The sequence below is a fragment of the Flavitalea flava genome, assembly GCF_054461575.1.
Map to the genome: position 1 here is coordinate 254784 of NZ_JBTLQH010000003.1, position 22784 is coordinate 277567.

The 22784-nt window shown below is 46.6% G+C and carries 15 protein-coding genes; 11 read left to right on the forward strand and 4 right to left on the reverse strand.

Annotated features, from left to right (window positions below; translation table 11 throughout):
- Window positions 1-283: 283 nt before the first annotated feature.
- A complete protein-coding gene (locus ACX0G9_RS05650) occupies window positions 284-1747 on the reverse strand; it encodes an ATP-binding cassette domain-containing protein (RefSeq protein ID WP_459063888.1) in 1464 nt (487 codons plus the stop codon).
- Between the two features lie 309 nt (window positions 1748-2056).
- On the opposite strand from ACX0G9_RS05650, the gene ACX0G9_RS05655 reads away from it, so the two are divergent.
- The 6 genes from ACX0G9_RS05655 to ACX0G9_RS05680 all read left to right on the forward strand — a co-directional run bounded on the left by ACX0G9_RS05655 (window position 2057) and on the right by ACX0G9_RS05680 (window position 9185).
- Window positions 2057-3943, forward strand: coding sequence for a DNA topoisomerase IV subunit B (locus ACX0G9_RS05655; RefSeq protein ID WP_459063889.1), 1887 nt, complete (start codon window positions 2057-2059; stop codon window positions 3941-3943).
- Between the two features lie 86 nt (window positions 3944-4029).
- Window positions 4030-4920 (forward strand): DNA damage-inducible protein D, encoded by an 891-nt coding sequence (gene dinD / locus ACX0G9_RS05660; RefSeq protein WP_459063890.1) that lies wholly within the window; start codon window positions 4030-4032, stop codon window positions 4918-4920.
- Between the two features lie 13 nt (window positions 4921-4933).
- Window positions 4934-5779 carry a DUF1835 domain-containing protein gene (locus ACX0G9_RS05665; RefSeq protein ID WP_459063891.1) on the forward strand — a complete coding sequence of 282 codons (846 nt, stop codon included), beginning with the start codon at window positions 4934-4936 and terminating at the stop codon, window positions 5777-5779.
- 33 nt (window positions 5780-5812) lie between these two features.
- Complete coding sequence (locus tag ACX0G9_RS05670) at window positions 5813-6181, forward strand: DUF4260 domain-containing protein (protein ID WP_459063892.1); 369 nt, start codon at window positions 5813-5815, stop codon at window positions 6179-6181.
- Window positions 6182-6193: 12 nt separating this feature from the next.
- Window positions 6194-6592 (forward strand): SMU1112c/YaeR family gloxylase I-like metalloprotein, encoded by a 399-nt coding sequence (gene gloA2 / locus ACX0G9_RS05675; protein ID WP_459063893.1) that lies wholly within the window; start codon window positions 6194-6196, stop codon window positions 6590-6592.
- A gap of 70 nt (window positions 6593-6662) precedes the next feature.
- A complete protein-coding gene (locus ACX0G9_RS05680) occupies window positions 6663-9185 on the forward strand; it encodes a DNA gyrase/topoisomerase IV subunit A (protein ID WP_459063894.1) in 2523 nt (840 codons plus the stop codon).
- 96 nt (window positions 9186-9281) lie between these two features.
- On the opposite strand, the gene ACX0G9_RS05685 is transcribed toward ACX0G9_RS05680, so the two are convergent.
- The 3 genes from ACX0G9_RS05685 to accD all read right to left on the reverse strand — a co-directional run bounded on the left by ACX0G9_RS05685 (window position 9282) and on the right by accD (window position 12240).
- Window positions 9282-10652: a hypothetical protein gene (locus ACX0G9_RS05685; RefSeq protein WP_459063895.1), complete on the reverse strand. Its 1371-nt coding sequence runs from the start codon at window positions 10650-10652 to the stop codon at window positions 9282-9284.
- 204 nt (window positions 10653-10856) lie between these two features.
- The gene (smpB, locus tag ACX0G9_RS05690; protein ID WP_459063896.1) at window positions 10857-11309 is read right to left on the reverse strand and encodes an SsrA-binding protein SmpB; all 453 of its coding nucleotides are present in this window, start codon (window positions 11307-11309) and stop codon (window positions 10857-10859) included.
- A gap of 19 nt (window positions 11310-11328) precedes the next feature.
- Entirely contained in the window at window positions 11329-12240 is a 912-nt protein-coding gene (gene accD / locus ACX0G9_RS05695; protein WP_459063897.1) for an acetyl-CoA carboxylase, carboxyltransferase subunit beta, read from the reverse strand.
- 488 nt (window positions 12241-12728) lie between these two features.
- Here accD and ACX0G9_RS05700 point away from each other — a divergent pair, with 488 nt between their 5' ends.
- The 5 genes from ACX0G9_RS05700 to ACX0G9_RS05720 all read left to right on the forward strand — a co-directional run bounded on the left by ACX0G9_RS05700 (window position 12729) and on the right by ACX0G9_RS05720 (window position 22694).
- Window positions 12729-13412: a succinate dehydrogenase cytochrome b subunit gene (locus ACX0G9_RS05700; RefSeq protein WP_459063898.1), complete on the forward strand. Its 684-nt coding sequence runs from the start codon at window positions 12729-12731 to the stop codon at window positions 13410-13412.
- A 110-nt stretch (window positions 13413-13522) separates the two neighbouring features.
- On the forward strand, window positions 13523-15496 hold the full coding sequence (locus ACX0G9_RS05705) for a fumarate reductase/succinate dehydrogenase flavoprotein subunit (RefSeq protein ID WP_459063899.1): 1974 nt from the start codon (window positions 13523-13525) through the stop codon (window positions 15494-15496).
- A gap of 72 nt (window positions 15497-15568) precedes the next feature.
- Window positions 15569-16336 (forward strand): succinate dehydrogenase/fumarate reductase iron-sulfur subunit, encoded by a 768-nt coding sequence (locus ACX0G9_RS05710; RefSeq protein WP_459063900.1) that lies wholly within the window; start codon window positions 15569-15571, stop codon window positions 16334-16336.
- A gap of 221 nt (window positions 16337-16557) precedes the next feature.
- Window positions 16558-18210: an ABC-F family ATP-binding cassette domain-containing protein gene (locus tag ACX0G9_RS05715; protein ID WP_459063901.1), complete on the forward strand. Its 1653-nt coding sequence runs from the start codon at window positions 16558-16560 to the stop codon at window positions 18208-18210.
- Between the two features lie 284 nt (window positions 18211-18494).
- The gene (locus ACX0G9_RS05720) at window positions 18495-22694 is read left to right on the forward strand and encodes a hypothetical protein (protein WP_459063902.1); all 4200 of its coding nucleotides are present in this window, start codon (window positions 18495-18497) and stop codon (window positions 22692-22694) included.
- Window positions 22695-22784 lie beyond the last annotated feature (90 nt).

The window sequence follows — 22784 nt, forward strand, 5'->3', positions numbered from 1 at the left end:
TTCTGATTGGGGAAAAAATTCTACAAAAACAGGCGAATAAAATAATACATTAGGGTATGTATAAACGTGAGCCATTTAGTTTAATTTAACAAAAGAAGAATTGTCGCCCAAAGAAAGTGTGAGGTCTTGTAACCTTTTGCAGGTAAGGGTTTCAGGAAGGCGACTTTTGTTCGGCTGACAGGTGAAGCCAACCGGATTTACCTGGAAAAGATAAAGGCAACCGGAAAAAAAGGAGGAGCCTGTCTCAATGGTTAAAAAAAACTAAAAATTTTCCATAAATTTTCTACGAGACAATTTCGCCGCCCTTCAGCCGCAGAAAACGATTGATGGAAGTTGGCAGCTCATCAGTATAATGGCTAACATAAATCAGGGTAGTGCCAAAGGTTTCGCAGAGCAGGCCGATCAGATCCCTGAAATAAAGGATCTGATCATCATCCAGCCCCTGGCAGGGTTCGTCGAGGATCAGCAGGGGAGGGTTCTTGATGAGTGCCCGCGCCAGCAAAACCATCCTTTGCTGGCCGGTAGACAATTCAGAAAGCCGTTTGAAGCGCAGATTGCCTATGGACAGCAACTGCATCCATAATAAGACCCGCTCTTCCTGAGCGGCAGTGAGGGCGCGGAATAACCCAATTGTATCGAAAAGACCGGAGGCGATCACTTCGGCGCAGGTGGACCCGTGTTCAAAATAAAGATGAAGCTCCGGGGAGACAAATCCGATCTTTTTTTTGATGTCCCAGATGCTTTCACCGGAGCCTCTCCTGCGGTCAAACAGCCAGATCTCATTGGCGTAAGCCTGGGGATTATCCGCTGTGATCAGGCTGAGAATAGTCGATTTTCCCGCTCCGTTCGGCCCGGAAACATTCCATTGTTCCCCTTTTTTAACCTCCCAATTAATAGCATTCAGGATAATCGCATCACCGTAGCGGATCGTGGTGTTGACCATTTTGACGGCAAGGGTAAAATCCTCTCCCGACTCCAGTCGTTGTTGCTGATTGTCCTGCTGTTCCTGCCGAAGCCTGGCCAGTAACCCGGCATCGAGCCCTGCGACAGATGCCGAAGGAAGGTCCGGATGAAAAGCTGTTTTTGGTCCGGCAAATAATAATTTACCTTTTTCCAATTGAGCGATATGGGTGATAGCTTCCGGGATCTCCCGATGGCTGGTAATGAGCAGGATATGGATGCCGCTGGCCGGAAGACGATTAATAATAGTATGCAGCGTGGCTCGTCCTTCGGCATCCAGACCCAGGAAAGGATTATCCAGGATCAGCAATTCAGGGTCGTTCGATAAAGCAATGGCGAGCTGCACCCTTTTATTCTCACCATTGGAAAGCTGAATAAGCGGTTTAGGCAAAAGCTGACGGATATGCAGCAGATCCAGCCACTGCTCCCTAAACCCGAATTCCTTCAATTCTTCTGCAACGGTGATCGTGCTTTCGGCATCGGCCGAATTAAAACGTTGTTGATAATATAGATCCGTAGTGCCGGGTCGATTCTTAAAATGATGCTGTTGCTCCACCAGGGCGATCCGGGCAAAAGGGGAACCGGGACCAGAAAAATCGTAATCGATTCCTCCCGTAAAATGATGTTTGCCCAGCAGGGTCATGGCCAGAACGGTCTTTCCGCTACCGGAGGGGCCAACCAGGGCCCATTGCTGTTCCCGGAGGAAGGAAAAATCGATATGATCCAGTACCAAATGATTAGCTATAGGGACGCTTACCTGCTCCAGGTGTAGAAATAAATTGGCCATCAGGCAAAATTAGGAACGATTTAGGAAAAGCGTGTCCAAACCTTACTATTCACACTGTGCATAAATCGTGGACCCGGTCTCTGACTACGTTTGCCTATATTTGGAACTTAATTTCCCGGATTTCAGCGTGATTATTAGGAGGTTAGAAAAGAGAGTGGGTGATTTTTTTTGGACAAATTAATTTGTAAATAATTGATTGTCAGTTATTTTTAAGATTAGACCTCCTTGAAAGGAAATTGCCGGAACCGGGAAGCCAATAAAACATTCGACAACAATCTCCGTTAGGGAGATAACTATATTAAAGATCTTATGGCAGAAAAACAGAATATGTTTGAATATACGGAAGACAGCATCAAAAGTTTGGATTGGCGGGAACATATCCGGTTGCGTCCGGGTATGTACATAGGTAAACTGGGGGATGGCAGCAGTCCCGATGACGGTATTTATGTAATGATTAAAGAGGTGCTGGATAACTGTATTGACGAGCATACCATGGGCTATGGCAAACAGGTGGAGATTAATATTGATCAGAAGACGGTTACCATTCGTGATTATGGCCGGGGTATCCCCCTGGGGAAAGTGGTGGATGTCGTGAGTAAAATCAATACCGGTGCCAAATATGACAGCAAGGCCTTCCAGAAATCGGTCGGTTTGAACGGAGTGGGTACCAAGGCCGTGAATGCCTTGAGCCACTATTTTAAAGTAACGGCCTTTAGGGAAGGAAAGGAAAAAACAGCCGAATTTTCCAAAGGAATCCTTTCCAAAGAACATAAAGAGACCAAAACCGATGAGCCAAACGGTACCCTTGTGGTCTTTATCCCGGATGACTCTGTATTTAAGAACTTCCATTATATCCATGAATACCTGGACAATCAGCTTTGGAATTATTGTTACCTGAATGCCGGTTTGATCATTAGTTTCAACGGCAAAAAATACGTTTCCAAAAATGGTTTGCTGGATTTGTTGCAACGCAGGACCAATGAAGATGAACTCCGTTACCCGATCATCCACCTTAAAGGAGAGGACATCGAAACAGCCATCACCCACAACAATGATTACGGAGAGGAGATATTCAGTTTTGTGAACGGCCAATTTACCACTCAGGGAGGTACTCATCAGCAGGCATTCCGGGAAGCCTTTGTCAAAGTGATCCGCGACTTTTATAAAAAAGACTATGAAGCCTCCGATATCCGGCAAAGCATTGCGGCTGCCGTCTCGGTAAGAGTCGTCGAGCCGGTCTTCGAATCCCAAACCAAGACCAAACTGGGCAGCCAATACATGTCAGAAGGCGGTCCAACCATGAAGAACTTCATCACTGATTTTCTGGCAAAGGAGCTTGACAATTATCTCCATAAAAACCCCAATACTGCCGATGCCCTGAAAAAAAGGATCGAACAGAGCGAAAGAGAAAGAAAAGAACTGGCCGGCATAAAAAAACTGGCCAACGAAAGAGCCAAAAAAGCGAACATGCACAATCGCAAACTACGCGATTGCCGCTTCCATTATAATGAAGAACCTACAGGAAAAGACAAAGATGCCGTGCTGGTCAAACAAAAAGAGAGCACCATTTTCATTACCGAAGGTGACTCTGCGAGCGGTAGTATCACCAAGGCAAGGGAAGTAGAAACCCAGGCTGTATTCAGCCTTCGGGGTAAACCACTGAACTGTTACGGACTTACCAAAAAAGTAGTTTACGAAAATGAGGAATTCAACCTGCTCCAGCATGCCCTGAACATAGAAGACGGGGTGGAGGGTCTGCGGTACAACAAAATTATCTTTGCCACGGATGCGGATGTGGATGGCATGCATATCCGCCTGCTGCTGATGACCTTTTTCCTGCAATTTTTTCCTGACCTGGTAAAAAACGGCCACGTTTACATCCTGGAAACACCCTTATTCCGGGTGCGAAACAAACAGGAAACGATCTACTGTTACGATGAAACGGAAAAACAAGCCGCCGTCAAAAAACTGGGCAACAAGCCGGAGATCACCCGCTTTAAAGGATTGGGAGAAATCTCCCCGGATGAATTCGCCCGTTTTATCGGCCCCGACATGAAAGTGCAGCCGGTCCTGATCATGCCGGATACGCATATTCAACAGATCCTCGAATACTACATGGGTAAAAACACCCAGGAAAGACAGGAATTTATCATCAATAATCTAAAAGTAGAATTAGACCTGGTGGAAGGCGAATAATTCCTTTTACCACGCAGCTCTTTGAAAGTGGATATCTTATAAATTTTCATATGCGAATTTCTCCTAATGTTGCAAAAAAAAGCCATATGAAAAAAGAATTGATCCACGAGTTATTTGAAAAATTTGAACAGGCCTGTTACCTCTATAAAAACATCGAATGTTGGAGTGCGCGTGAATTACAAACGCTCTTCAACTATTCCGAATGGCGTAACTTTCTAAAAGTAATCGATAAAGCCAAAGAGTCCTGCATTAACGTGGGAGAAAAAATTTCCCACCATTTTGTTGATTCCAACAAAATGGTATCCCTTGGCAGCGGTTCGGACAGATCAATTGAAGACGTAGCCCTGACTCGGTATGCTTGTTACCTGATAGCACAAAATGGAGATCCCGCAAAAAATGAGATCGCTTTTGCTCAGACTTATTTCGCAGTCCAAACACGCAAGCAGGAGATCATTGAACAACGCTTATTAGACATAAGCCGGGTAATGGCCCGTGAGAAATTATCCCGATCGGAGAAAAAACTCTCAGGAATAATCTTTGAACGTGGAGTGGATGAAAAGGGTTTTGCTATCATCCGATCCAAAGGAGACCAGGCCTTATTCGGCGGCTTCTCAACCAATGACATGAAGAAAAAATTGTCCATTCCGGGCAACCGGCCTTTAGCAGATTTTCTTCCGACGCTAACTATCATGGCAAAAGATTTTTCGACTGAATTAACCAGTCACAATGTAGTAGAAAAAGAGTTGAAGGGAGAAAGGTCGATTGCGAAAGAGCACGTAGACAATAACATGGCTGTTCGTAAAATTCTTTTAGAAAGAGGCGTAAAACCAGAATCGCTGCCTCCTTCCGAAGATGTGAACAAACTCAGGCAACGATTAAATACAGAAGATAAAAAAGTCTTAAAAGAAGTCAGGAAGACGAAATTAAATACTTCCGGAGCTAAGCCCTCCGGAATCAAAAAAACTAAAAAGAAATAAATATCAACCGGCTATGATCCATATAGTTTTTCAACGTAATGACGTAGACGTATTAAAAAAAGCCTTCGAACTGGACGAGTCCATGCAGGGCGATGTAGTACTGATCGCAGATGATTATGCTGTAGGACCGCTTACCTCCCTAAACACCCCGGAGGGCCTTGAGACACGTAAGGACTGGTGGCGGGGCGTCCTGGCCGGCGGTGACTATGAAGGGCTGGTAGATAACGGAACGGTGCCAGATGACCAGATTACCGTACTGGACTTAAAAGAGAAACTAGCCAACAATCCGCAGGAGATACTTTGGATCTGGGCCGCTCAGAATAAACACGATGTATCCGGCTACTTTTGGCTGATGAGCCAACTAAAAGATTTTCAGGGAAGGGTATACATCCTGTACCTGAACAATCTCCCTTTCATCAATGAAAAAGGCCATATTTTTTATCCCGTCAACCTTTTCGATATTCCTCCCCGGGAATTTCTGAAGGCCAGGAAACTCGCCCGGCTGATCACCCTAAGCGAATTCGAGATCGATCCGGACGAGTGGAATAAACTTTGTCAGGAAGAAAAAGGAGTGCGGATTCTGGAAGGCGGCAAGAAACTTGCCCAATACGATTATGCCTACTACGATGAAGAATTGAAAAAATTCATAACCGGAGATTGGATCAAGGCCAGCAAGCTGATCCACCAATTCCTAAGCAAGGGTAAACAAATAACCGGGGATGCCTACCTACTTTGGAGATTGAAACAAATGATCGCAGATGGCAGTATCCTGGCACAAGGCGAATTAAAAGGGATGAAAGAATTTGAGATCAAATTAAAAGGGGCACCTTCATTAGCCTCTGCGGAACCTGTGGCCTAAGGAGAACCGGGAAGTAGATAAATGAATAACAAAATGAAAACCTTGCTAAAATGGGAGGAAGGGGCAATGTTCCTGTTAAGCATCTGCCTGATCGGTCAGTTGCCCTTTGCCTGGTATTGGTGGCTGGTCTGGATTTTAGCGCCGGACCTCAGTATGATCGGTTATATTGTGAACACAAAATTCGGAGCGTTCTGTTATAATATAGTCCATCATAAAGCCGTTGCCATAGCACTCTATCTGGCCGGTCTTTACTCCGGTAACCTTTGGCTCCAATACGCCGGACTGATCCTTTTTGGACATTCTTCGATGGACCGTGGTTTGGGATATGGATTAAAATACCCGGATAGTTTTCAAAACACCCATTTAGGACAGATAGGGATACGGGAAAACAGGCATAAATAGGAATAAACAGTCATGAACATACAGTCGATCCATCATATTGCCATACTGACAGACAAAGACCACTACGAGATCAGCAAACGTTTTTATACGGAGGTGCTGGGCTTCGGGATAATCCGGGAAACTTTCCGGGCGGCGCGGGATTCCTACAAACTGGATCTTTCTATCGCCGGAAAATATCAGATCGAACTCTTTTCTTTTCCGGATTTTCGGGATAGGGGAAGTTATCCGGAAGCAAAAGGCCTCCGTCATCTGGCTTTTGCCGTTAGTGATGTGGACGCAGCCGCGGCGGAATTACGGACTAAAGGCGTTGAAGTAGAACCGGTGCGGGTCGATGAACTGACCCAAAAACGTTTTGTCTTTTTCAATGACCCCAATGGCCAGCCTTTGGAATTATATGAAGACATATATTGAGTACATAAAAACCGACATTGGAAATAAGCAGTTTCAGGATTAAAGCAGATAATAAAAAAGAAGTTGAACTATGGCGAAAATCAAAATAGCGGACGATTTCCACGAGAATGAATCAGGCGTTACCGGGCAGTACAAGACCTGGTTCCTGGACTATGCTTCCTATGTAATCCTGGAAAGAGCAGTTCCGGCAGTCGAAGACGGACTGAAACCGGTGCAGCGACGAATCCTTCATGCCATGAAAGAAATGGATGACGGACGATATAACAAAGTGGCCAATATCATCGGGCAGAGCATGCAGTATCATCCTCACGGTGATGCCAGTATCGGCGAGGCCCTGGTGAATATGGGACAGAAAGACCTGCTCATCGACACCCAGGGAAACTGGGGAGATGTTCGCACGGGCGATGATGCCGCCGCTTCCCGTTATATTGAAGCCCGTCTCAGCAAATTTGCGTTGGAAGTGGCTTTCAACGCCAAGACCACCGAATGGCAATTGAGTTATGACGGCCGTAAGAACGAGCCGGTCACCCTTCCCATGAAATTTCCTTTGTTGCTGGCCCAGGGGGCAGAAGGAATTGCCGTAGGGCTGGCAACCAAGATCCTGCCGCATAATTTCTGTGAGCTCTGCGAAGCCGCCATGAAACATCTGAAGGGTAAAAAATTCGAGATCGTCCCGGATTTCCTCACCGCAGGGATGATGGATGCGACCAACTACAATGACGGCAGACGCGGCGGTAAGGTCAGGGTGCGGACGCGTATTGAGGAGCTGGATAAAAAAACCTTACTGATCAAGGACGTTCCCTATGGTGTTACGACAACACAACTGATCGATTCGATCATCAAGGCCAACGATCAGGGAAAGATCAAGATCAAAAAAGTAACCGACAATACAGCGGCTGACGTGGAGATCCAGGTTGACCTGGCTCCGGGGATTTCTCCGGATATTACCATCGATGCCTTGTATGCCTTTACAGATTGCGAAGTCAGCATTTCCCCCAATGCTTGTGTTATTACGGATCACAAACCCCAGTTTTTGGGTGTAAAGGAATTGCTGACCCTCTCCGTTGATCATACCAAGGATCTGTTGAAAAAAGAATTGGAGATCAAACTGGCGGAATTACAGGAAAAATGGCATTTTACTTCCCTGGAGAAAATATTCTTCGAAGAAAAGATCTATAAAGAACTGGAAAAAAAGCATGAGACCTGGGAAAAGGTATTGACAGCCATCGGTAAGGCCTTCGAACCTTTCCGCAAACAATTCAAACGGGATATCAGCCGGGAAGACATCGTCAAACTCACCGAAAAACCTGTAAGAAGAATCTACCGCCTGGATATCGACGAACTGAATGCGCAGATCAAAGGACTGGAAGCGGAAATCAAACAAGTGAAATTCGACCTGAACAACCTGGTGGATTTTGCGATTGCCTACTATGAGAACCTATTAAAAAAATATGGTAAGGGAAGGGAACGTAAGACGGAGATCAAACTTTTCGAAGCCATCCAGGCCCAGCAGGTGGCCATTGCCAATGTAAAGCTCTATGCCAACCGTGCGGAAGGCTTTATCGGCACCGGCTTAAAGAAAGACGAATTCATCGCCGATTGTTCTGATCTGGATGATATTATTGCTTTTACCAAGAGTGGTAAAATGAAAATTGTAAAAGTGGCGGACAAGAGTTTTATCGGTAAGGACATTATTCATGTGGCCGTATTCCGTAAAAATGATGAGCGGACCACGTATAACATGATCTACTCGGACGGAAAGACGGGTATCAGCTATGCCAAACGTTTTAATGTAACCGGCGTTACCCGGGATAAAGAATACGATCTGACCAAGGCAGATGAAAAGGCCAGGGTCTATTACTTTACGGCCAATCCTCAGGGAGAGGCGGAAGTGGTTAAGATCATCCTTAGTCCCAGCAGTTCTGCCAGGATAAAAGAATTTGATTTTTATTTCGAAACCCTGGAGATCAAGAACCGAAGCAGCTTAGGCAATCAGGTAACCAAATACCCTATCCGGACCGTTAAATTCAAAGATGCCGGAAAATCCACGCTTAGCGGGCGCAAGATCTGGTTCGACCCGCAATTCGGCAGGCTGAATACGGAAGAGAAGGGCGAGTTTTTGGGCAGTTTTGAATCCGAAGAACGGGTATTGGTGATCTATGCTGATGGCAATTATGAGATCACCGATACGGAATTGACCCAACGGTTCGATGCGGAAAAGATCCTTCAGATCCGTAAGTTCAATCCGGAGAAAATCATCACCGCTATCTACCTGGACAATGAAAAATTACAATATAATGTGAAGCGTTTCAAAATTGAGACGACGACCCTTCACAATAAGTTTTTGTTTATAAAAGAAGGGGATGGGAACCGTTTGGAAGCGGTAACTACGCATCCCGAACCGATCGCCCTGATCAAATCCGGTCGCGGAGCGCAGGCCAGAACACAGAAAATAAAAATAGCCGGTTTTGTGGAGGTCATGGGTTGGCGGGCTGTAGGAAGTAAACTATTCGATTACAGCAAAAGCGTAGAAGTCGAATGGGCGCAAAAAGAAGATGACAGCGATAAAAAACAGGCTGAGCTGTTCGGTTAATCCTTCATCAACCCTTTTCCATATTGACCCTATGAGGTTCAACCCTCATCGACATCGACTCTCTTCAATATCGATAGCAAACTCGTAATAGCGCCCTCAAGGATTGGGGCGCTTTTTTCTTTTAAGCCGGATGGTGGCATTTTCCGTCAGGCTGCTGCTCATAAAGATCTCATAGCGGTTCTTTCCATCCGTGATCACCATTAATGCCGTATTAGGAGGATATTTACCCAGGTTTTCGGCAAACATGCTGATCTCATTGACTTCCAGCGTGCTGTCCAGATGGAGATAGAGATTGAGTGCTTTGGCGGCTAATTCCTGGTGAGTAAGGATGACATTACTATTCACAAAGACAGAAATGCTGTCTCCGTCAATTTCCCCGTTGTCATAAAAACTAAGACGAACGGAATCCGATTCTATGTCAAGCGTCTTATTAAGTGTAGCCGTCCTTTTAGTGAACAGATCGGAGATTTTTTTCGCGTCCTCTTTTTCAGGGTTCACAACGGCAGCCGTTCCAGGAGTTGCAGTAGTTCCAGCAGTTCCAGAAGTTGCAGAAGTTCCAGTAGTTCCAGTAGTTGCAGAAGTTCCAGTAGTTCCAGTAGTTGCAGAAGTTCCAGTAGTTCCAGTAGTTGCAGCAGTTGCGGTAGCAGTTGCAGTTATTGTGTCCGCAGGAATGACGGCAGTGGCAACCGGTACGGGAACCTTAGCCACCGTACCAACCGTATCTTTTATCGGGCTTCCTGCCCGGTTCTCCAGGCTGTCCGCCGCGGCTTTTTTAATCGCCAGGGACTGTTTTTGCAAGCTATCTGTTGCTGAAGTCACCTGTTTTGCCACCTGAGCTGGTGCCTGTTCAGCGACAACGGGCAGAGCAGCAGGGATCTTAGCGGCCGGCATCGGCGCTTCCTGTATGGCTGGGGCGGCGGCTTCCTTCTTTTTATTCGTTTTTGCTACATCCACCACATAGTCATCTGCCTGAGGTTTCCATACCCGGGCATTGGCCCTGGCCATGTCCTGCAGGCTGTCGTGGCTTTGGTCATCCTTGTCCAGGGTATAATTCACCTTGAGATCAGGACAGGTATATTTATATTTCTCGTCGCGGTAAAAATTACCTTTCAGAGAACTTTTTACTTTGGAATTAATGAGCGTGCCGAGGAAGTTCGTATTGCATTCCACGCTGTTAACGGTGGAGTTGGAGTTGAAATAAATAATAGGAATATTCAGGATGGTAACTTCCCGGGTTTTGGGGTTATAGCGGCCATGAATAAAAAAACTTTGGTATTTATCCTTAAAATAGTAGCCAAAGATTCCCTCGACTTTGGTTCCTTTCTGTTTGATCACCAATTCCGTCAGATAATTATTATGGATACCAGCCAGCGTGACGTCAGCCCTTCCATACCAGGAGCCGGTTGAGGTTTGTGCAGACAAGTAGTGGCCGGCCAATAAAAAAACGATAAATAGAGCTCGTGTCATTTAAGTATTCAGGTTTTTTTCAATGACCGGTTGCCTTGCGACAGCCATCCGGTAGTTTTTGCGATCAGAAAAATATTGGGTATGAAGATAATACAACATGTACGAATGACGAAATACGCTGTTCCTGCACGTGAAATTATCGTGCCAGCTTTGATTCCTGGGAATTGTTTCGTAAGACATTCATTATCAATAAGCTGAAGACCATTATCGTTTCAGGAAGCTCTTGATTTCCCGCTGGGTATCCCGATCCTTGATCGTCTCTCTTTTGTCATAAACCTTTTTCCCTTTACCGAGACCGATCTCCATTTTGACATACCCTTTCTCCGAAAAAAAGAGACGTAAAGGAACAATGGTATATCCTTTCTCTTTGATCTTGTTTTCGAGTTTGCGCAATTCCCGTTTGGTCAATAACAATTTGCGGTCATGGACGGCAAGATGGTTATTGGTCGTTCCAAAGCGGTATTCGGAAATATGCATATTCTTAACCCAGAGCTCTCCCTGGTGGAAAGTACAGAAACTGTCCACAAAATTCACTTTTCCTTCCCGGATGGATTTTACTTCAGTTCCCACCAATACCATCCCTGCATCGTATTTGTCTTCGATGAAATAATCGTAATAAGCGGAGCGGTTCTTTATTTCTTTGGCGTTCGTGATCACTTAAAATAGGGTTGAGCTATTAACCCTTAAAAAGGGTTAATAGGGTGGCGAGTTTTTCCTTCAGGTCTTTCCGGCTCACGATAAAGTCCAGGAACCCATGTTCCAGCAGGAATTCACTGCGTTGGAAACCTTCCGGCAAATCCTTTTTGATCGTTTCTTTAATAACGCGCGGGCCGGCAAATCCGATAAGGGCGCCGGGTTCGGCGATATTCAGATCACCAAGCATACCGAACGAGGCGGATATTCCACCAAAAGAAGGGTCTGTCAATAAGGAAATATAGGGGATCTTTGCATCCGTCAGCTGGGACAACTTTCCGGATACTTTGGCGAGCTGCATCAGGGAAAAGGCACTTTCCATCATCCTGGCACCGCCGGATTTACAAATGATCAGCAGGGGTGCGCGATGTTTCAGGCAATAATCTACGGCTCTTGAGATCCTTTCACCCATGACACTGCCCAATGAGCCGCCGATAAATTCAAAATCCATACAACCGATCACCAGGTGATGTTCCTTCAGGTCTCCTGCCGCTACACGAATGGAGTCCGTGATATCCGTTTTCGCCCAGGTCTCTTCCAATCGTTTTTCGTAGGACTTCAGATCGGTAAAATGAAGGAAGTCCTTGGAACGGATCTCTTCAAAAAGAACTTCGTATTGATTATCGTTGAACAGGATCTCAAAATATTCGGAGCTGCCGATCCGGTGATGGTGATTACATTTGGGACAAACGAAAAGGCTTTCTCTTAATTCGGTGACCGTACATATATAGTTACAATTGGGGCATTTTGTCCAGAGGCCTTCGGGTGTTTCTTTCTTTTCTGCAGTACTGGTCAGAATACCTTTTTTGATGCGCCTGAACCAACCACTTTTACTTTCTTCACTTTGCCCTTCATCTCCAGCCAGGTTCGCCTCAAAATCGTCTTCATGCTTCATATCTTAGATAATTATAAGTCTTACTTAAATAATTCGTTAGGGTTATAAAACTTTATGGTTTCGCTTCGCGCCCCAAAAATTAAAAACAAACTTCCAACACGAAATGGCTTCAAAAAGACGTTTTCAACGTCCGAAACCCAATAAATCGCATAAAAGCTATCCGATTTAATGCGGCAAATATACTAAACAACGGTGATTTGCAGTGAAAATTGAGCGTTAGCTTATCTGTTTGTCCGGGGAGTCCGTTTGTACCAACCGGGAGATGCATACCGGGATGTTGGGGAAGCAACGGGAATATTAATTGAATCTTAATCCCCGGCTGGGAAAGGTGACAGGCGGAACAATAGGGGCAAAAAGTAGCAGGCTTTTGGGATAAGAGGTAAAAAAAGTAAACTAAAAAAAATTTGATAGCATTCCTGTGCTATTTTTGCGCAGTTGGGTAGGCGTTCCCATCAATTCGCTATCATTTTCAATAATAGAAGTTACATATGAAATGGTCTGAATTATTTACTTCTTCCGTAGGCAAAAAGTTCGTGATGGGTCTGACGGGCTTATTTCTCATCTCTTTTCTCGTTGTACATGTTGGGATCAATGCCTGTATCTGGGCGATGGATGAAGGTGTGATGTTTAATAAAGCTGCCCATTTCATGGGTTCTATGGTCGTGATCCGGATCATGGAGATTGGATTGTTCGTTGGAATCTTCCTGCATATCATTCAAGGGCTGCTGCTGACCTTTCAGAACCGGAAAAAAAGGGCTATCGGTTACCAGGTGCCTATGGGCAACAAGGGTAGTAAGTGGTATTCCCGGTCGATGGGATTGCTCGGTACGATCATCCTGATCTTTTTAGTGATCCATTGGAAACAGTTCTGGATACCCTCCCGTTTTCAGGATCTGAATGAAGCGCCGATCCCTTATGGGGCTCCCGTACACGATCTGTTCGGGCTGATGAAGGACACCTTTACTCAACTTTGGGTAGTGATCCTTTATGTGGTGGCTTGTATTTCACTGGCCTATCACCTGCTGCATGGATTCCAGAGCGCCTTCCGCTCCCTGGGCGTGCATAATAACCGTTACCTGTCCCTGCTTAATGCATTGGGAATAGGTTATTCCATTATCGTACCGCTTGCCTTTGCGATGATGCCGGTTTCCATGTATCTGAACTGGGTATAAAGTCTGAATGGAGTATAAATCCTGAATGGTATAAAGTCTGAACCGGATTTAGGAAATACGAAAGGGGATAACTAAAAAATAAATAATCGCATTAAACATAATCACTAGTCATGCTCAAATCAAACATTCCTGAGGGTCCATTAGGCGAGAAATGGGAAGATTACAAAGGACACGTGAAGCTGGTGAATCCCTCCAACAAACGTAAACTGGAAGTGATCATAATAGGAACGGGGTTGGCTGGAGCTTCTGCTGCGGCTTCCCTGGGCGAGTTGGGATATAAGGTAAAGGCCTTTTGTTTTCAGGATTCTCCCCGCCGTGCCCATAGTATTGCGGCACAGGGCGGGATCAATGCAGCGAAGAACTATCAGAATGACGGAGACAGCGTATTCCGTTTATTCTACGACACGATAAAAGGAGGGGATTATCGCTCACGTGAAGCAAATGTTCACCGGCTGTCAGAAGTCAGTGCGAATATCATCGACCAGTGCGTGGCGCAAGGTGTACCCTTCGCCCGTGAATACGGTGGTTTGTTAAGTAACCGTTCCTTTGGCGGAACCCAGGTACAGCGTACCTTCTATGCGGCGGGTCAGACGGGTCAGCAATTGTTGATCGGGGCTTACCAGGCCCTGGAAAGACAAATTGCCCTTGGAAATGTGACCGTGTATGCCCGCCATGAGATGCTGGATGTAGTAACCATCGACGGCAAGGCCCGCGGCATTATTGCCCGTGACCTGATCACCGGCGAGTTACAACGGCATTTCGGTCATGCGGTATTGGTATGCAGCGGTGGTTATGGAAATGTTTTTTATCTGTCTACCAATGCCATGGGCAGTAATGTAACGGCTGCCTGGAAGGCCCATAAAAAAGGAGCCTATTTTGGCAATCCCTGTTTCACGCAGATCCATCCTACCTGTATCCCGGTGACTGGCGATCATCAGTCCAAACTGACACTGATGTCCGAATCCCTGCGCAATGACGGTCGGATCTGGGTGCCCAAAAAACAGAACGATACACGTAACCCGGCTGAAATAAAGGAGGAAGAAAGAGATTATTACCTGGAAAGAAGATATCCTGCATTCGGTAACCTCGTTCCCCGTGACGTGGCCTCCCGGGCGGCCAAGGAAAGATGCGATGCCGGATACGGCGTAGGATCGTCGAAACAGGCAGTATTCCTGGATTTCGCGGCTGCGATCGAACGGTATGGCAAAATAGAATGTAACAAACGCAGTATCGCGAACCCCTCTGCCGAAGACATCCGTTTGTTAGGCGTCGAAGTGACCAAAGAAAAATACGGCAACCTCTTCGATATGTACAATAAGATCACCGGAGAGGATCCTTATACGAGACCCATGCGGATCTATCCTGCCGTCCATTATACGATGGGCGGGCTTTGGGTGGATTATGAACTGATGACCACCGTTCCCGGGCTGTATGCATTGGGAGAGGCCAACTTCAGCGATCATGGAGCCAACCGGTTGGGCGCTTCAGCGCTGATGCAGGGCCTGGCAGATGGTTATTTTGTCATTCCCTATACACTTGGTAATTACCTGGCCGACGAGATCCGGACGGCGGAAATTCCTCTTTCGCACCCGGCTTTCGAGGCTGCGGAAAAAGAAGTAAGCCACCGTATCAGTCAATTAATGAATATAAAAGGAAGCCAAAGCGTGGAAAGCTTTCACAAACGGCTGGGTAAGATCATGTGGGATAAATGCGGAATGGCCCGTAACGAAGCTGGATTAAAAGCAGCCATCGAAGAGATCCGGGCACTTAAGGCCGAATTCTGGCGGGATGTGCGTGTTCCGGGAGAGATCGGGGAATTTAATCCTGAGTTGGATAAAGCAGGACGCGTAGCCGATTTTATCGAGCTGGGAGAATTGATGTGCCAGGACGCCCTGCAGCGCAGAGAAAGCTGTGGCGGCCATTTCCGGGAAGAAATGCAGACCGATGAAGGAGAGGCCAAGCGCGACGATGACCAATTCTGTTATGTATCGGCCTGGGAATTCAAGGGAGAAAGCAACTGGGAATTGCATAAGGAAAACCTGGAATTCGAAGTGGCTCATCCAAGCCAGCGTTCTTATAAATAACTCCTCAACCCGCTAAAGAGGGAGGGAAAAAATAGCCTATCATTTACTAAATTTAAATCTTCGGGAGATAATATGGAACATTACAATATGAATCTCAACCTGAAAGTCTGGAGACAGAAGAATAAGAAGGATAAGGGTGCTTTCATGACTTATACGGTCAATGATATATCGTCGGAAATGTCTTTTCTGGAAATGATCGATGTGCTCAATGAGCGCCTGGTTCACGAAGGGAAGGAAGAACCTATTGCTTTTGACCATGACTGCCGGGAGGGGATCTGTGGTATGTGTTCCATGTATATCAACGGAAGACCTCATGGCCCCTGGGAGGGAACGACCACCTGCCAGTTGCATATGCGGGCATTTAAGGATGGTGATACCATCGTGATCGAACCCTGGAGGGCTAACGCATTCCCGGTCATTAAAGATTTGGTAGTCGACAGAAGCGCCTTTGACCGGATCATCCAGGCAGGGGGCTATATATCGGTTAATACCGGAAATGCGGTAGATGCCAATGCGATGCCGGTAGAAAAGGAAAAGGCGGATGCCTCCTTTGCGGCAGCGACCTGTATCGGCTGCGGCGCCTGCGTGGCAGCCTGTAAGAACAGTTCTGCTCTATTATTCGTTTCAGCCAAAGTATCGCACCTGGCCCTGTTGCCACAAGGTGGCCCGGAAAGAAAAACCCGTGTAGCGGGTATGATCGCACAGATGGATAAAGAAGGGTTTGGCAGCTGTACGTCCACCGGGGCCTGCGAAGCGGTTTGCCCTAAGGAAATTTCTATAACCAATATCGCACGTTTGAACGGGGAATATGCCGTTGCAGGGTTGACTGCGGATAAATAAGCAATTCATTCGGTTAGGCGCAAGGTAAGCGCCCTGTAGACGCCAGGTAGACGCCGAGTAAACAGATAAAGGCCTTCGATAAAAAAGATAGTTAAATCCCTGAAAATCAATTAGAAACTAATTTTTTGTGCAAAATAGTCTAAAGCCCCTCTAAAAAAGGGGTTTTTTGTTTCAATTGGGCCAATGTATCGTACCTTTGCGCCTTCAATTAAAAATCATCCATGCTCAGAGTCAACAATGTGACCTTATCTTTTGGGAAAAGGGTATTATTTGATGAAGTCAATCTCACCTTCAACAAAGGGAATTGTTATGGGGTCATTGGCGCCAATGGGGCCGGTAAATCGACCTTTTTAAAAATATTGGCCGGTGAGATCGAGCCTACTAAAGGATCCGTGGAAATGACTCCGGGACAGCGCATGGCTGTATTGAACCAGAATCACTTTGCCTTTGATGAAAATACAGTACTTCACACCGTGTTGATGGGGCATCAGAAAATGTGGAAGACCATGCAGGAACGTGATACCATCTATGCCAAGGCAGATTTTACGGAAGAAGATGGTTTACGGGCCGGTGAATTGGAAGGAGAGTTTGGGGAAATGGGGGGATATACAGCCGAAAGCGATGCTGCAGCTTTGCTCAGCGATCTGGGGGTGAAGGAATCTTATCATGAATCCCTGATGAAGGAATTGCCGGGTGCCATGAAAGTGCGGGTATTGCTGGCGCAGACCTTATTCGGTAACCCGGATATCCTGATCCTGGATGAGCCTACCAATGATCTGGACGTGGAAACCATCAACTGGCTGGAGAACTTCCTGGCCGATTATGAGAACATTGTCATTGTCGTTTCGCATGACCGTCACTTTCTCGATGCGGTCTGTACGAATGTAGCCGATGTGGATCGTCAGAAAATAAAGATCTATACGGGGAACTATTCCTTCTGGTATGAGTCTTCTCAATTAGTGGCCCGTCAGGCATCGGATAAAAATAAAAAGACGGAAGACAAACGAGCCGCCTTATTGGAATTCATTGCCCGTTTCTCGGCCAATGCCAGTAAGTCCAAGCAGGCGACCTCCCGTAAAAAAGCACTGGAGAAACTAACCATCGAAGAAATAGAGCCTTCCAATCGCCGGTATCCGGGGATCATCTTCAAACAACTTCGCGAGGTGGGGAACCAGATCCTGAACCTCGAGAAATTATCAAAGACGGCAGAAGACGGGCGTGTCTTATTCTCAAATATCAGCTTTAGTGTGAACAAGGGGGACAAGATCGCTTTTGTCAGCAAGGATCATCTGGCCCTGACCAGTTTTTTTGATATCATCAATGGTGAGCTTACGGCCGACCATGGCAAATACGAATGGGGAACGACCGTCACCAAGGCCTATCTGCCCAACGACAATACTCCTTTTTTCCAGCAAAAAGATATCAACCTGATGGATTGGCTGCGCCAATACGTACCGCCGCATGTAACGGATGTGGATGAGCCTTTTCTGCGCGGTTTTCTGGGCAAAATGTTATTCAGCGGGGATGATGTTCTGAAAAAGACCAATGTACTGAGCGGAGGGGAGAAGGTACGTTGTATGCTCAGCCGTATGATGTTGCAGGATCCTAATGTTGTCATCCTGGACGAACCGACCAACCACCTTGACCTGGAGTCGATCCAGTCTTTCAATGAAAGCATGAGCACATTTAAGGGGATCGTATTATTAACCTCACATGACCATACCTTCCTGCAAACGGTAGCCAACAGGGTTATCGAATTAACTCCCCGTGGTGTCATTGACAGGCTGATGTCCTTTGATGAATACCTGGATGATGCACGGGTAAAACAAATGCGGGAGGAAATGTATCCCAAAGAAGCGGCCGTACGGGTTTAACTATCTCATAACCGGTAATTCCTTTCCAAGATCCCAAGGGCCCAAGGGCCCAATCGGATACCAGGATGTAAGGATGCCAGCTTGAACCCGCATTCCCGTGCAGGGTTTTTCCTGTACGACCCTATTAATTCCTCCGTTGAACCCGCCATGTTAAAAAACGAAAGGCCCGGGCATTTTCGAACTGAGAGGGATCGTAAGAGCCCACGACGGCATAACTGGCTGATTTTGTCCTATTTGATACAATAAATCCTAATTTTAAGCATTTTAAGAGAAATCATGGGTTGTTGATCCTAAGGCTGCTTATACTCCTTGCGTTTTGCTGCGGTTTAACCTTCGCAACGAAGGCCCAACAGCCCGCGGTAAAGCCGTCTGCCCCTGATACTGTTGCTACAGTTCTTCTTCCCGTTGCCCATGATACAATTCCTCTTCCCGTTGCCCGTGATATTATTCCTGTTCCAGTTGTCCATGATACCATTCCTGCTCCCGTTGTCCATGACTCAGTAGCCCGCGATACCCTACAACAGGACACCAACTCTTTCAAACGGGCTGTCGACTCTTTGCTCCGCCTGGCGGAAATGGACACCCTGAAACCACCTGCTGACACTTTCAAACTTCCTGATACGCTGATACGTACAGATTCTTTAAAACGTGCGGGATCTTTGATCCAAACCGATTCCCTCAAACCAAGACCCTCCTTTGACTCTCTGAAGCGTGCTTCCGAGATAGAAAATCTGTTAACAGCGGATACCTCCCTGCAGAAGGGGGCAAATCCACGTTCCCCCTGGCCGGCTCCATCAACCATTCAACCCCGGTCTATTCCGGGGCAGCTTTCCAGTCCGGTTCCCGGTCAGCTACCAGCTCCCTTTCCGACCCAGATTCCGGCAAGGCAGGAGGCAGCTACAGTGGCTACCCCAACGACCCCGACAACCCCGACGATCCCAACGACCTCGACCACCGCTGCTTCCACAGGTATCCGATCCCCAGGTCCCGGACAGGGGCAGGGTAAGGGCCGGCGATTACCCGGGCAAGGAATTAAAACAGCGGCAGCCTTGTCCAATCTTCACCGGAAATCCATTGCCGTGGGAAAGGGGACCGTGCATCTCGATTCGGTCAGTCTGGTTCCGGGAGCCTTCTATATAAAAGATATTCCGGACAGCGCCTATTCCCTGGATTGGGTGAATGCTACCCTGACCTGGAAAAAACCTCCGGCAGGCGCGGATAGTGTATGGGTAGTATACCGGGTATTCCCCTATAAACTGAACGCGGTGGCCAGGCGATTCAACTACGACAGCATTCAAAACTACTTTCTCGCTAAGCCCTATGTATTCAACAATGGATCCCGCATGGGGAATGATGATTTCTTTAGTTTTGGCAATATCAATTACAACGGAAGTTTTGGTCGGGCGATCACCTTCGGCAATAGCCAGGATGCCGTGGTGACTTCGAATCTGAATCTCCAGATCAGCGGCTTCCTGGCCGATAGCATAGAGATCACGGCAGCCATCACCGATAACAACATTCCTATACAGCCGGATGGGACCACGGCGGACCTCAATGAATTTGACAAGATCTTTCTGCAATTCAAAAAAAAGGGCTGGGCATTAAGTTTAGGAGACATCGACATTCGCCAGAACCAGAACTACTTTCTGAACTTTTACAAACGGATGCAGGGCGCTTCCTTTGAAACAACCAATGAGATCACTCCGGGTATTACCAATAAAACCCTGGTCAGCGGGGCAATAGCCAAAGGAAAATTCACCCGCAATATTTTTCAGGGTCTGGAAGGCAATCAGGGGCCGTACAAATTGCAGGGAGCCAATAATGAGCTCTACTTCATTGTGCTGGCTGGTACCGAAAAGGTATATATCGACGGGCAACAAATGCAAAGAGGCGAAGATCAGGACTATGTGATCAACTATAATACCGGAGAGGTAACCTTTACCGCTAACCGGATGATCACCCAGGACGCGCGTATCCAGGTTGAATTCGAATATGCTGACCGGAACTATCTGAACGTAAATCTTTACCTGTCCGATGAACTAAAAATAAAAGACAAATTCAAATTACGGGTAGGCCTGTTCAGTAACAGTGATTCACGAAATTCCCCGATCAATCAGACCCTGACCCCGGACCAGAATAAATTCCTGAACAGGCTTGGGGACAGCATATCGCATGCTTATTATCCCGTAGCCAACGTAGATACTTTTTCCGTTGGCAAGATCTTATACAAAAAAATAGACACGACCTACAAAAATGCGGTAGGTACGGTAGTGCATGATTCCGCCTATGTCTTTTCCTCGGATCCCTCCAACACCTTGTTTAACCTGTCTTTTGCAAATGTGGGTATTGGTTTAGGCAATTATATTCCGGATCTGAACGGCGTCAACGGAAATGTATTTCTCTGGGTGGCTCCTGTCAACGGTCAGATGCAGGGCTCCTATGAAGCGGCACAGTTCCTGGTAACCCCCAAGAGCCAGCGGGTAGTGACAGTAGGCGCCGACTATACCATTAATAAAAATACCGTCATCAATGCCGATCTTGCCCAGAGCCATTATGACGTCAATAGCCTGTCTTCGCTGGATAAAGGCAATGATGACGGGTATGCGGCAAAATTCCAGTTCCGTAATACCCATTCCATCGGAATGGCTGCCAAAGGATGGCAGTTAGGTTCTAACCTGGGGTATGAATATGTTCAACAAAACTTCAGGCCATTGGAACGGTTGCGTCCTGTGGAATTCACCAGAGACTGGGGCCTGTCCCTGGCGGTAGCCCAGGCGGAGGAAAAGATCTACACGGCAGGTCTTCAGTTGAGTGACAAAAAGATGAATACCATCCGGTATGATATTGCCCGGTATGAACGGGGGGATGGATTTACAGGTATGCGTAATATCCTTTCTCACAAACAGGATATCAGGGGCTGGCATATCACCGACCAGTTGAGTTATACGACAAGTGACAGCATTGGATTCAAAGGTTTTTATATCCGGCCTTCCATTGATCTTTCCAAACGGTTCATAAAGCTGAAGGGATATCTGCTCGGCGCAGGCTACAGTTTGGAACGAAATGAGGGCAGGGACAAAAATACGGATACCGTTACCTCCACCAGTTTTGCTTTTCAGACCTTTCAGGCCTATCTGAAATCGCCTGAAAAGAACCCTAACCATTGGGGACTTAACCTGGCTACCCGTACCAATGCCTATCCTTATGGAAAATCGCTGATCCGGGGTGATGTGAGCAAAACGGCCAGTCTTTTTGCGGAATTCATGAAAAATCCGCACCGCCAATTCCGTATAACGGCCACCTACCGGAATTTACAAATTCTCAATACCCGGTTGACCAATCAAACGGCTGATAACAGCCTTTTAAGCAGAGCTGAATACATTGTCAATGAATGGAAAGGGCTTTTGCGGGGAAATCTGCTTTATGAAATAGGCTCCGGGCAGGAACAGAAAAAAAGCTATACCTATCTGAAAGTACCCGCAGGAACGGGTCAGTATACCTGGATCGATGTCAACAATGACGGGATCCAGCAGCTGAACGAATTTGTACTCGCCCAATTCCAGGACCAGGCTCAATACATCCGGGTATTCACGCCGACAGCGGATTATGTCAAGGCTAATTACAACACCCTGAACTATAGCCTGACAATTAACCCCAGGACCCTGATCAACCCGGTAAAAAGCGGATCCTTCACCAGATTCCTGGCCAGAATGATCCTTCAATCGTCGATGCAGCTCAGTCAAAAAGAGCTGGCAAAGGGTTTTATACAGTTTAATCCGTTCAAGGCACCTTTTGATGACACCTCGCTGATTACCCGAAGTTTGATTGTTGTGAACACTTTTTCCTTTAACCGTTCGGATCCGCATTGGGGGTTTGATGTCAGTAATACCCGTAACAATGCGAAGAATCTGCTCACCTATGGATATGAAGCCAGGCAATTGAACGAGTGGACCCTGCGTACACGGATAAACGTTACCCGTTCCGTTGCGCTGAATGCCACCTTGCGACAGGGGGGAAATCAATTGTTTCAATCCAGTTCCAATTTTGACAGCAGCAATTATAACCTGCGGCAAATTTCCCTCGAGCCGGATCTCACCTATACCCGTGGAGGAAATTTCCGGATAGGGGTGGGCTATAAATTAAGTGCAAAAATGAATAAACCGGAACTGGGCGGACAAAAATATACTTCAGGCGCCTTTAATACCGACTTTAAATACAATATCGTTCAGAGCACTTCTGTCCAGGCAAAATTCACCTACAGCGATATAACCTATCTGGTAAAAAGTGGCAACGCTACAACGGGCTCATCCATCTCCTACGTTATGCTCGAGGGTTTATCACCCGGCAAAAACTATCTGTGGAATCTTGATTTTACCAAAAAACTGGGCAACAGCCTGGAAATAAGCCTCCAGTATGAAGGCCGCAAAGCGGGTGAAGTGAATATCGTGCACACCGGCCGGGCCTCCCTGCGCGCCCTTTTATAGTTCGGGGTAGAATTTATTCTACCCCAAATAGGCGAACTGAACCTATTTTAGCAGCTTCTAAGGATAAGGTTTGATGTTAAGGCAATTGAT

Coding starts and splice junctions, on each gene's coding strand:
- ACX0G9_RS05650 (WP_459063888.1), bottom strand. CDS start 1,747: ATGGCCAATTTATTTCTACACCTGGAGCAGGTAAGCGTCCCTATAGCT.
- ACX0G9_RS05655 (WP_459063889.1), top strand. CDS start 2,057: ATGGCAGAAAAACAGAATATGTTTGAATATACGGAAGACAGCATCAAA.
- dinD (WP_459063890.1), top strand. CDS start 4,030: ATGAAAAAAGAATTGATCCACGAGTTATTTGAAAAATTTGAACAGGCC.
- ACX0G9_RS05665 (WP_459063891.1), top strand. CDS start 4,934: ATGATCCATATAGTTTTTCAACGTAATGACGTAGACGTATTAAAAAAA.
- ACX0G9_RS05670 (WP_459063892.1), top strand. CDS start 5,813: ATGAAAACCTTGCTAAAATGGGAGGAAGGGGCAATGTTCCTGTTAAGC.
- gloA2 (WP_459063893.1), top strand. CDS start 6,194: ATGAACATACAGTCGATCCATCATATTGCCATACTGACAGACAAAGAC.
- ACX0G9_RS05680 (WP_459063894.1), top strand. CDS start 6,663: ATGGCGAAAATCAAAATAGCGGACGATTTCCACGAGAATGAATCAGGC.
- ACX0G9_RS05685 (WP_459063895.1), bottom strand. CDS start 10,652: ATGACACGAGCTCTATTTATCGTTTTTTTATTGGCCGGCCACTACTTG.
- accD (WP_459063897.1), bottom strand. CDS start 12,240: ATGAAGCATGAAGACGATTTTGAGGCGAACCTGGCTGGAGATGAAGGG.
- ACX0G9_RS05700 (WP_459063898.1), top strand. CDS start 12,729: ATGAAATGGTCTGAATTATTTACTTCTTCCGTAGGCAAAAAGTTCGTG.
- ACX0G9_RS05705 (WP_459063899.1), top strand. CDS start 13,523: ATGCTCAAATCAAACATTCCTGAGGGTCCATTAGGCGAGAAATGGGAA.
- ACX0G9_RS05710 (WP_459063900.1), top strand. CDS start 15,569: ATGGAACATTACAATATGAATCTCAACCTGAAAGTCTGGAGACAGAAG.
- ACX0G9_RS05715 (WP_459063901.1), top strand. CDS start 16,558: ATGCTCAGAGTCAACAATGTGACCTTATCTTTTGGGAAAAGGGTATTA.